At 56.9% G+C, this 12,826-nt stretch carries 3 protein-coding genes; all 3 read left to right on the top strand.

Annotation, left to right across the window (positions count from 1 at the left end; translation table 11 throughout):
* Nucleotides 1–3: 3 nt before the first annotated feature.
* Nucleotides 4–1,449: a metalloprotease TldD gene (gene tldD, locus AAZT04_RS18645; protein ID WP_046372542.1), complete on the top strand. Its 1,446-nt coding sequence runs from the start codon at nt 4–6 to the stop codon at nt 1,447–1,449.
* A gap of 287 nt (nt 1,450–1,736) precedes the next feature.
* A complete protein-coding gene (locus AAZT04_RS18640; RefSeq protein ID WP_262259221.1) occupies nt 1,737–3,410 on the top strand; it encodes a ShlB/FhaC/HecB family hemolysin secretion/activation protein in 1,674 nt (557 codons plus the stop codon).
* A gap of 26 nt (nt 3,411–3,436) precedes the next feature.
* Nucleotides 3,437–12,826, top strand: a complete 9,390-nt coding sequence (locus AAZT04_RS18635; protein ID WP_434681277.1) for a hemagglutinin repeat-containing protein — start codon at nt 3,437–3,439, stop codon at nt 12,824–12,826.

The raw sequence follows: 12,826 nt of genomic DNA, 5'->3' as shown, positions 1-12,826 counted from the left end.
ATTATGAGCCTGACGTTTGTCAGTGAGCAGTTACTTGCTGCGAATAAGTTGAGCCACCAAGACCTGTTTTCCGTCCTGGGGCAACTGGCAGAACGCCGCCTCGATTATGCCGATCTCTATTTCCAGTCGAGCTACCATGAAGCATGGGTGATTGAAGACGGCATTATCAAGGATGGTTCTTACAATATCGATCAAGGGGTCGGGGTGCGCGCCGTCAGCGGCGAAAAAACCGGCTTCGCCTATGCCGATCAGATCACCCTGAACGCTTTGCAGCAGAGCGCTCAGGCGGCGCGCAGCATCGTACGTGACAAGGGCAACGGCCAGGTACATACCCTGGGCGAAATCAGCCATAAGGCGCTGTACCCGCTGCTTGATCCGCTGCAAAGCCTGCCGCGTGAAGAAAAAATCGCCTTGCTGCATCGCGTTGATAAGGTGGCCCGCGCTACCGATAAGCGCGTACAGGAAGTCAGCGCCAGTATCACCGGCGTATATGAGCAGATCCTGGTCGCTGCTACTGACGGCACCCTGGCGGCGGACGTGCGCCCCTTGGTGCGTTTGTCCGTCAGCGTGCTGGTGGAACAAGACGGCAAGCGTGAGCGCGGCTCCAGCGGCGGCGGCGGTCGTTTTGGCTATGATTATTTCCTGGAAATCGTCGAGGGTGACGTTCGCGCCGATGCCTACGCCAAAGAGGCGGTGCGCATGGCGTTGATCAACCTGTCTGCCGTTGCGGCGCCGGCGGGCAATATGCCGGTGGTGTTGGGCGCAGGCTGGCCAGGCGTACTGCTGCATGAGGCGGTAGGCCACGGCCTGGAAGGTGACTTCAACCGTCGCGGTACGTCGGTGTTCAGTGGTCAGATGGGCCAACTGGTGGCTTCCGAGCTTTGCACCGTAGTGGATGACGGTACTCTGCAAGGGCGTCGTGGGTCACTGGCTATCGATGACGAAGGCGTACCGGGTCAGTACAACGTGCTGATTGAGAACGGCATCCTGAAAGGCTACATGCAGGATAAGCTAAATGCGCGCCTGATGGGCGTTGCACCGACCGGTAACGGCCGCCGCGAGTCTTATGCGCACCTGCCAATGCCGCGCATGACCAATACCTACATGCTGGCGGGTAAGTCGACGCCGGAAGAGATCATCGCCAGCGTCGAGTACGGGCTGTATGCGCCTAACTTCGGCGGCGGTCAGGTGGACATCACTTCGGGCAAGTTCGTGTTCTCCACCACCGAAGCCTATTTGATTGAAAATGGCCGCATCACCAAACCGGTGAAAGGCGCTACGCTGATTGGCTCCGGTATCGAGGCGATGCAGCAGATTTCAATGGTCGGCAACGATCTGGCGCTGGATAAAGGCGTTGGTGTATGTGGCAAAGAGGGGCAAAGCCTGCCGGTGGGCGTCGGCCAACCGACCCTGAAGCTGGACACCCTGACCGTTGGCGGTACCGCGTAACCGTCTCCTGGGGCCGGATCCCGGCCCCTATCAAACGCCATTTTGCGGCCTGCATCGCATTAACGGCAATGAGTTGGCTTTGCTTAAATTAAGAGCGATCCACTGTTTTTCCCAGCCTCAGTAAATCAATAAATTAGATTTAACTATTTGAAGCTATTTTCTGCGGTTTTCCCTAAGAGCTTTCTGTATCGATTGCCCTAATTGCCTCTCCAGCTAATGATTCACAGCTTGTTACATTCTTCCTTCCGTCGTTAAAATGCTGAAAAAACACACGGATGATCTTCTGAATGGATTCAGTGACTCAACGGCTTTCGACAGCTTTGCTGTGCATTTTCTTTTCCTCCGCGGCGGGCGCTAACCTGCTTAGCCCGGCAGATCGTGACACCATTCAACAACAGCAGCGCGAATTGCTGGAGCAAAACCAGCAGCAGCGGCAGGAGCTGCAACGTAGCCTGACGCCGGCCTTGCCGACCCCTGCAACACCCAACGCCAACGCTGGCGGACCTTGTTTTAGCATCACCCATATCCGGCTGGAAGGCGCGGCTCATCTGCCCGCCAGTGCACAACGTAAACTCACGCAGCCTTATCTGCAGCAATGTCTGAATCTGGGCCAAGTCCAGACGCTGGTGCAGCAGATCTCCGATTGGTATATCAACCGTGGCTATATCACCAGCCGCGCATTCCTGACCGAACAGGATCTGTCGCGCGGCGAGCTGCGGTTGCTGGTGCTGGAGGGCAAGCTGGAGAACGTTCTGCTTGAGCAACGAGACGATCGCATGCTGAAAATGGCCTTCCCGGGCCTGCAGGGCAATATTCTTAATCTGCGTGATATCGAACAAGGCATGGAACAGATCAACCGACTGCGTCAGCAGCCGGTACAGATAGAAATTCTGCCGGGTAGCCGGCCGGGTTACTCGGTGGTCAATCTGAGCGCCAAACCTGAGTTTCCTCTGACGCTGGGGGCAGGGTTCGACAACAGCGGGCAAAAAAGTACCGGTGCCGGTCAGATCAACGGATCGCTGACCGGCAATAACCTGCTGGGGCTGGCGGATCAATGGTTTGTCGCCGGTGCCCGTAGCAGCGATTTTGCCAACGATCACAATGCGCGCAGCGTGCAGGCCGGCCTCAGCTTGCCTTACGGCTACTGGACGTTGGATTACAACTATTCCTACAGCGACTACCTGGCTACCCTCAACAACCAGGGCTTTGACTGGCGTTCCAGCGGTGACAGCCAGACCCATCGGTTGGGCGTTTCGCGGGTGTTGTTCCGTGACGGCGAAATGAAAACCGGCCTGTCGCTGGGGGTCACGCACCGCATCAATCGCAATTATCTCAATGACACCCGGCTGGAAAGCAGCAGCCGCAAACTGACCAGCGTGACGCTGGGTGTTAGCCACAGCCAAAAGCTGTTGGGCGGTTTCGCCACCCTGAACCCGGCTTACAGCCGCGGGGTGCCGTGGCTCGGGGCAGAGAACGACAGCGGCAAAATCAAGGAAGCCCCTCGCGCCGAATTTCATAAACTTTCGCTTTCCGGCAGCTACTACCTGCCGCTGGCGCAAGATTGGACTTACCTCACCAGCCTGTACAGCCAGTGGAGCAATCACCGCTTATACGGCAGCGAACGTCTGACCATCGGTGGTGAGAGCTCTGTACGTGGTTTCAAGGAGCAGTATCTTTCCGGTGACAAGGGCGGCTACTGGCGTAATGAAGTTAACCGGGCGCTGGTGACCTTGCCGTATGTCGGCAGTATTAACGCCCTGGTGGCGGTGGACGGCGGCTATCTGCACCGTGACGCGCTGGATGCCAATGCCTCGGGGACGCTGTGGGGCGGCGCCCTGGGCCTGGGGAGCCGTAGCCGCTATTTCAGCAGTCAACTGACCGTCGGCTGGCCACTGGCTTACCCGGATGGAATGAAACCGGATCGTGTTTCGGTCTATTACCGGGTCAATATCGTTATTTAACGCTAACGCACAGGAAGGTTTCAAGGATGAAACATATTGATAATCAAAACCTTAATACCACGCAGCGCCTGCTGAGCTATACCCTGTGCACATTGCTGGCGGGGCAACCGTTGCTGCCTGTACTGGCCGAGGGCATTAACGTAGCCGAAGGCAATACCCGAGTGGATCAGGCCGCCAATGGTGTGCCGGTGATCAATATTGCCACGCCGAACCAGGCTGGTATTTCGCATAACAAATACAACGATTTCAACATTGGCAAAGAGGGGACGATCCTCAACAACGCCACTGGCCAGCTCAATCAGAGCCAGCTTGGCGGGCTGATCCAGAACAACCCCAACCTGCAGGCCGGCGGGGAAGCGCAGGGCATCATCAATGAGGTGGTGGCACCGAACCCCTCACAGCTGCGCGGTTACCTGGAGGTCGCGGGCAAGCAGGCCAGCGTGATGGTAGCCAACCCCGATGGCATCACCTGCGACGGCTGCGGCTTTATCAATACCCCCAACGCGACGCTGACGACCGGCAAGCCGGTGCTGGGTGCTGACGGCAAGCTGCAGGCGTTGGAAGTCACCCAGGGGGCAATCACCATTCAGGGTAACGGGCTGGACGCCGGCAAGAGCGAAAAATTTGCCTTGATCGCCCGCGCAACCGAGATTAACGCGCAACTGCACGCCAAGGACCTCAGCATCACGCTCGGGGCCAACCGGGTAGATGCTACCGGCAAGGCCACGGCGATTGCAGGCAGTAGCGACGCGCCCAAGGTGGCGATTGATACTGGTGCGCTTGGTGGCATGTACGCCAACCGTATCCACCTGATCTCCAGTGAAAAAGGCGTTGGGGTCAACCTCGGCAACCTCAACGCGCGTGAGGGCGATATTCAATTGGATGCCAATGGGCAACTGCGGCTGAATAATACGCTGGCAGACGGGAGCCTGAATGCTACGGCTGCAGGAATGACGCTGAGCGGCAACCATAAGGCCGGCCAGGCAATGAGCCTGAACAGCCGGGGTGAACTGGCCCTGGACAAGGCCATGTTGAACGCCAAAGGCGATATGCAGCTTAGCGCCGCAGGCAAATTGCAGGCAGGCAAAGCCAGTACTGATGGCAAACTGCAGTTGACCGCAGGCAGCCTGAGCAGCGTTAAAGACAGCAGCCTGACTGCCGAAGGTGACATCAATATGACGCTTAACGGTGACGGCGACTGGCAGGGCGTTCTGACCGCCGGGCGCGATCTGCACCTGCAAGCCAATAACCTCAGCAGCAGCGGCCAGCTGGCCGCCAACCGCGACAGCCACATTCAGACACAGAGCCTGAACAACAGCGGGCGGATACAGGCACAGGGCATGCAGACGCTGATAGGCGAACGGCTTGATAACCGGGGGCAGTTGCAAGCGGGCGGTGTTCAGCGGATTACGGCCAAAAGCGTCGATAACCAGGGGGCCATCGGGGCCAGGCAGCACCTTGAGCTGCGCGTGCGCGACAAGCTTAACGTGGCAGGTTCCCTGTCTGCAGATGGCCCCTTAACCGTACAGGCCGGGGAATTCTTGCTGGCGGGCAGCGCCAGCGGCAAACAGGGCATCACCCTCAACGGCGGCATACTGAGCACAGTTGCAGGCTCATCGCTGCTGAGTGATAGCGATATTGTCATTCAGGCTAATGACGTGCGGTTGGGTGGGCTGCTTTCCAGCGAACTCGCCCTGACGATGGACAGCCAGAACTTGTCGACCACCACAGGCGCCCGCACCCAGGCCAAACAGGGCATGGCGTTAAAAATTACGCAGGATGCGCAGTTGGCGGGTGTGTTTAACACCTTGGGGAATTTGAACTTTTCCGCTGCGACGGCCGATAACAGCGGCCAAATCAACGCACTTAACATTGACTGGCGCGGTGGTTCACTGCGCCAGCGAGGGCATCTGCAGGCCGATAATGGCTTCACGCTGAAGGTAAATCGGCTCGATCAACAAGGCGAACTGCTGGCCGGCAAACGGCTGACGGTGAATGGCACTACCCTGGTCAACAGCGGGCAGATCGGCGCCTCCGGGGTGGAGCTGAACTTTAGTGAAAAGGTGGACAACCAGGGCAAGCTGGTGGCGGACAATACGCTGACGTTAAAGGCTCCAACGTTGAACAATACCGGCACCCTCGCGGCAAACAGCATGAAGCTCACGGCGCAAGACGTGGAGAACAGTGGGCTGATACAGGCCAAGGGGCTGGCGGAGATTACAGCGAAAGATCTGCAAAACCGCGTGGCAGGGCGAGTGCTGGCCGGGGGGGCGTTGGCGCTGCAGGGGGAACGGTTGAATAACGCCGGTAAGCTACAGGGACAGAACATTGATATCGGCGTACGAGGTTGGGCCAACACTGGCAGCACCCTGGGGGAAAATGGGTTGACGGCAACGGTTGAACAGACGTTGCACAACAGTGGGCAAGTGCTGAGCCAGGGGCCACTGAAACTGACGGCTGCTACGCTGAATAACGACGGCAAGGTATTGAGCGAAGGCGCATTACAGCTTTCGGCCGACAGCATCAGCAATCAGGGGGAAGCGCAGGGTGCGGCGACCACCGTCACGGCCAACACGGTGAACAACAGCGGCAATCTGATTGGTCTACGGCAGTTGGCGTTGCAGTTGCAAAAGGATCTGAACAACACAGTAAGCGGCAAGCTGCTCAGCGAAGGGGAACTGACGGTAGGGGCGGCGACAGTCGAAAACGACGGAGTATGGCAGGGCGGCAGCATCAGGCTGGCGGCTCAGCAGTTGGATCATAAAGGCGTGTTGCAGGCGGGCACGGGAGGGATCCATTTGGATCTCAGTGACAGCCTCAAGACGGAAACCAGCAGCAAGATCTTCTCCAGTGGGAAAACGGATCTGACGGCGCAGACCTTGAACAATCAGGGCCATGTACAGGCGGGCGAGTTGACGTTAAAAGCCGCTGAACTGACCAACACCGGCAGGCTGCAGGGGCAGAAAAATCTGGAGGCCAAGCTGAGTGGCATATTCCATAACCTGGCTGGTGGCACGGTACGCAGCCTGGAAACCCTGCGGGTAGAGGCGGCAGAGCTAAACAACGCTGGGGATCTGCAGGGAGATGGCGGCAGCGTATTGCGGTTGGATCGCCAGTTGATCAACTCAGGCAAAATGATCGTCGGCGGCGCACTGGATCTTCAAGCGCCTTCGCTGAATAACCTCGGCTGGCTGCAGGCCAATAGCCTGACGTTCAGGGGCACCCGGTTGGATAACAGCGGCACATTGAGCGGTATCGGAGATACCCGGTTTACGCTCGATGTTCTGAATAATATGGGAACCCTGCAGGGCGGCAATTTAACGCTGCAGACAGGCAGCCTGGATAATACCGGCACGCTATTGGCGACAAGCCAGATGAGCGTTAACGCGCGGCAGATTGATAACCACCAGAACGGAAAGCTGTTCAGCGGTGGCGATGCGACATTGGTGAGCAGCCTGCTGAATCAGTACGGTCAACAGGTGGCGCTGGGCAATATTACGCTGACGTTAAAGGAAGCCTTCACCCAGAATGGCACTTTGGCGGCAGGTAAAAAGCTGACCCTGAGCAGCGACGGCGATGTTGTGCTGCTGGGTACCCTCCAGGGCCAGAGCATCGATGTGCGTAGCGCTGGCCAACTGACCCATGCCGGTACCTTGCGCGGCGGAAGCGGCGACGTGCGGATCGAAGCCGCCGGCATCACGCAAAACAGCACCGCCAGTCTGCAGTCGGGGGGCTGGGTACAGTTGCTGAGCCGTGGCGACATCAATAATAACGGGTTTATCGGTACCGCTGGCAATTTGCTGCTGAGCGCGGCTAACCATCTGCTCAACATCGGCATGTTGTACGGCGGTGGCGATGTGCAACTGTTGGCGGAACGTATCACTAACCAGCGTGGCGACGTCCTGGCGGGCAACAACCTGTGGATGCAAAAAGACGCGGCCGGCAATGCCAACAGTGAGATCGTCAACACCTCCGGCACCATCGAGACCGAAAATGGCAATATTCAGATCAACACCGCGCATTTGCTCAATCAGCGTGATGGCTGGTCGGTGAGCACCGAAAAGCAGACGACGGCGAAAGATCCGCTGTGGAATGGCCAGACGCTGGTCAATATGAAACTGGGGGATTTGGCTGAAAGCGAGCTCGGTTATTACATCAAAACGGTGCGCACCGGCGGCAGCATGGGGCATGGCAACGGTTCCGTTGATGATTACTATTATTTAGCGCCTAAAGCGCCTGCCGTTGATAAAAAGATCCTGGTTGAATCCTCCAGCGTAACCGTCACTGCGAACGGGGGCGCTGGGCGAATTGCCGCAGGAAAGGACATTGTCGGCACCATTACGCGTTTTGACAATATTGCCAGCGACATGCTGGCCAATGGTGATATTTCGCTGAGTGGTGGCTCGCTGAATAATGAGAGCACCCAGGCAGGAAGCCAGAATAAATACCTGAATTACCGTTATGACGGCGAAATCGCACAGTATGATTTCGACAAGCACCGCTCGTTGGCTGACTTCAAAAAGAGCGGCAATTACATCCGTGATAACGTCAATACCCCCATTCAGTACCGCTTAACCGGACAGCCAGAGTACCAGAACGAAAACACCGCTGTTTATCGCAGCGTGATCCAGGCCGGTGGTGCCGTTAACGTCCGCTTTACCGACGATATCAGCAACAGCATGGTGACACCGAACGCCGGCAGCCTGAGCCATACCCTGGCACGACCAACGTTGGACAGCCTGCAGCAGCCGGAGGCTATCAGCGGTGTTCAACAGCAGGATCTTGCGGCGGATCAGAGCGTTGCCTTCGGTTCAGCGGAGTGGAAAGACAACCTGCAGGCTGCCCTGGGCTCGCTGGGTAATAACGCCGTAGCCTTGGCGGACTACCCACTGCCGGGCGGGGATAGCGGCCGTTTTGTCGTCAGCGCGGATCCCAATAGCCCATACCTGATCACCACAAACCCGAAACTGGACGGCCTGGGGCAGTTGGATAACAGCCTGTTCAACGATCTCTACGCCATGCTGGGCCAACAGCCGGGTGCCGCTCCGCGTGAAAACGACCGCCGTTTTACCAATGAAAAACAGTTTATCGGTTCGGCCTACTTCCTCGATCGGCTGCGACTTAATCCGGACTACGACTATCGGTTCCTGGGGGATGCGGCGTTCGATACCCGCTATATCAGCAACGCCATGCTCAGCCAGACCGGCAAGCGCTATCTCGACGGTATCGGCTCCGATTTGGCGCAGATGCAGCAGTTGATCGACAACGCCGCACAAGCGCAGAGCGGCCTGAACTTGCAGTTTGGCGTTAGCCTGACGCCGGGCCAGGTTGCGCAGTTGGATAAAAGCATCGTCTGGTGGGAGAAGGTAACGATTAACGGCCAGACGGTGTTGGCGCCAAAACTCTATTTGGCCAAAGGTGACGCAGCCCAGCTCAACGGCAGCGTGATCACCGGCAATATCGTTAACCTGAACGGCGGCAGTATTCGTAATGACGGCAGCTCGCTACAAGGTGGTGAACGGCTCAACGTTAATAGTAAAACGGTTATCAGCAACCTTAACCAGGGGCTGTTCGACGCCGACGGCAATTTGCAGCTCAGCGCCATTGGCGATATCAGCAATATCGGCTCGACCATCAGCGGCAAGCGGGTCGCGATTGAAAGTCTGGATGGCAGCATTATCAATAAAACTCAGGCTCGCCAGTGGGATGCCACAGGGACTCTGGGCGGCCAGACGTTGTCCCTGTCGCGTACAGAAGTTGGCGATACTGCTGTCATCAGCGCAGAAGATGCGTTGATCATGCGTGCCGACAAAAATATCGATGTTATCGGCGCGAGGATCGCCTCTGATGGCACGATGAATCTGCAGGCGACGGGTGATATCAACCTGCTTGTCAATCGCACGGAATCCATTGATAAAACCAGTAATAGCGAGCGCATCAGCAGCGGTGCCGATCGCAGCATCATCACCAGTAGTGGGAATATGACGCTACATGCCGAGCGTGATTTGAACTCGCAGGGGGCGGTGTTGGTGGGCGACGGCGACATCCTTCTGAGTGGCAAGCGAGACGTAAATCTTAACAGCGTGGAAAACCGGGAGTATCAGGCAAGCCACGGCGGCGGCCAGCAGCGGGTGAAGGAGTCCATACGCCAACAGGTCACCGAAATCGCTGGCGGCAGTTTGCGCGTTGATGCTGGCCAGGATGCCATCTTCGAGGGTACGCAGGCACAGGTAAGTGGAGATTTGATGGTTAACGCCGACCGTAATATCGTGGTGGACAGCGTAGCTGAAAGTGACTACAGCTTCTTCGAAGAGACTAAGGTCAAAAAAGGATTTATGTCCAAAACCACCACCCATACGGTGGAGGAGGACTACGCGACCCATGAGAAAGGAGCGGTACTGAGTGGCGACAACGTTTTACTCAACGCCGGTAACGACCTGACAGTACGGGGCTCGACGGTAGTGGGGGACGGCCAGGTCACAGTAAAGGCCGATAATAACATCGATATTTTTGCCGCCACCGAGGAGCAATCCCTTTACCGGCTGAACGAGAAAAAAACCAGCGGCGTGTTCAGCGGCGGCGGCATCGGCGTGACCATCGGCAGTAAATCTTCTCGTCATCAATTGAACGAAGATGGCACTACCCAAAGCCAGAGCGTCAGCACCATAGGTTCGACCGGCGGCAGCGTGGATATCGAAGCGCGCGGCAAGGTGCATATCAGTGGCGCAGATGTGATTGCGGATAAGAACCTGTCGGTGACGGGGGATAGCGTCCATATCGACCCGGGTAAGGATATTCGTCGTCGTGACGAAGCCTTCGAACAGAAACAGAGTGGCCTGAGTCTGGCGCTGTCCGGTACGGTGGGCAGTGCGATTAATAGTGCGGTGACAACGGCTCAACAGGCAAAGCAGGAGACCGACGGTCGACTGGCTGCATTGCAGGGGGCTAAAGCGGCATTATCCGGCGTGCAGGCCGCTCAGGCGGGCCGACTGGCAAAAGTCGGCGATACCGATACTGAAGAAGGCAGCATGGTGGGGATCAGTATTTCTCTTGGCGGCCAGAAATCGTCGTCGAAACAGCATCAGGAACAAACTAGCATCGCCGGTTCAACATTCAGTGCCGGTAATAATATGCAAGTGACTGCAACCGGCAAGGGCAATACTGCTGACAGCGGTGACATTGTCGTTGTCGGCAGTCAGTTTAAAGTGGCGGGCAACACCACCCTGGCCGCCGAGCGTGACATATTGCTGTTGGGCGCAGCCAATACTCAGAAGACCGAAGGAAGTAACAAGAGCAGCGGCGGCAATATCGGCGTCAGCATTGGCGTGGGAAAACAGACGGGATTGAGCGTCTTCGCCAATGCCAACAAAAGCCAGGGCAGTGAGCATGGTGATGGAACGTTTTGGACTGAGACGACGATAGACACCGGTGGCGTGATGTCAATGCGCAGTACCCGGGATACCCTTTTGTCAGGGGCACAAATCAGTGGCGAAAGGGTGGAGGTGGATACCGGCGGTAACCTGATAATGCAAAGCCAGCAGGATAGCGACAACTATGACGCCAAACAAAGCAGCGTCAGTGGTGGTGTCAGTGTGGCTATCTTCGGTGCTGGCGGCTCGGCGAGTCTGAGTATGAGCCGTGACAAATTGCACAGCAATTATGACAGCGTGCAGGAGCAAACCGGTATATTTGCCGGCAAGGGCGGCTATGATATTAAGGTTAACCAGCATACGCAGTTGGACGGCGCGGTCATCGCCAGTACTGCCACGCCAGAGAAAAACCGTCTTGATACCGGCACCCTGGGCTTCAGTGATATCCATAATCAGGCGGATTTCAAGGCCGAGCATCAAGGGGGCAGCATCAGCAGCGGCGGCCCGGTGGGGTCAGATCTGCTGACCAATCTGGCGGGCGCGGCCCTTTCCGGTGCGGGCAATAAAGGGCATGCAGAAGGCACGACCAAGGCTGCGGTGTCGGGCGGTAGCGTGGTTATTCGCGATGGGGCCAACCAGCAGCAAGATGTGAATGCGTTGAGCCGGGATACGGATAACGCCAATGGCAGTATCGGGCCGATCTTCGACAAGGAGAAAGAGCAGAACCGGCTGAAGCAGGCGCAGCTGATCGGCGAAATCGCCGGGCAGACGATGGATATTGTCCGCACCCAGGGTGATATCAATGGCTTGCAGAAGGCAAAGGACAAGCATCCGGGGCTGGATGCGACAGCGTTGCGTAAAACGCCGGAATATCAGGCCGAGATGCAGAAATACGGCACCGGCAGCGATATGCAACGGGCCGCGCAGGCGGTAACGGGCGCGCTGCAGGCGTTGGCGGGGAACAATCTGGCCGGCGCTTTGGCGAGCGGAGCGGCACCGTATCTGGCGAGAGAAATCAAGGCGCGGGTCGGTGAAAATAACGTGGCAGCGAACGCAATGGCGCATGCGTTACTGGGGGCGATAACTGCGCAACTGAACAACCAGTCTGCGGTAGCCGGTGCGGTGGGTGCGGGCGGTGGCGAGCTGGCTGCGCGGGTGATAGTTGAGATAAGGTTCCCGGGCCGTGACATAAACAGCCTGACAGAAGGTGAGAAGCAGGAGGTGAGTGCTTTGAGCCAACTGGCCGCAGGACTGGCAGGGGGGATAGCTTCAGACAGTACGGCAGGGGCGGTAGCGGCTTCGCAGGCCGGTAAGAATGCGACGGAGAATAACTATCTGAGCAGTAAGCAGGTAGACGCTTGGTCGGCTGAAATGAAGTCCTGTCAGGCTTCCGGCGGTGACTGCGGCGGCGTGATTAAGAAGTATGAGGAACTGAGTACCGCGCAGCAGAAACAGCTTATCAGCGACTGTGCAACTAGTCCGACAACCTGCCAGCAGAAATACGGTAATGTGCTAGCTGACAGCCTGGCGGTGAAGCAGTCGATAGACCGTGCCCTGGGTGAAGATATCCCGATCAAGATGGTCTACGATCTGACGGCGACCTTTGCGCATCAGATGCAGGCGGAAGGTGTTGTTGCTACAAATAAAGTCTCTGAGGCACTCCAGAAAGAATATGGTCTGGATGAGGTTCAGGCAGGTATTGTTGCGAGTGCAGCGGCTTCGGCATTTGGAGGAATTAGTAAGGCTGGTAAGCCTAATTATACCCTAAATAAAGATGGCGCTATGCTCGGCATAAATGGCCCAACTGTTCCAAGTAAAACATTGTGGATGGGTAAAGGGAAAGAGAGAATTGATGTTGAGAACCCTGCGCCAGGAAAGAGAGCAGGCCAAATACATTACCAAGATAATAGTAATAACAAGTACTATTATGATCCTATTACGCAAACATTCCCTGATGCACCTAAAAGTGTGAATGATAAGTTGAAAGATCCTGCTTTCAAGAGCGCTGTAGACAAAGGTATGACTAAATACCTGGGAGAGAAATAA

Source organism: Serratia sp. Je.1.23.a, from assembly GCF_051129805.1.
GTDB lineage: Bacteria > Pseudomonadota > Gammaproteobacteria > Enterobacterales > Enterobacteriaceae > Serratia > Serratia liquefaciens.
This window is presented reverse-complemented; position numbering and strand designations above follow the sequence as displayed.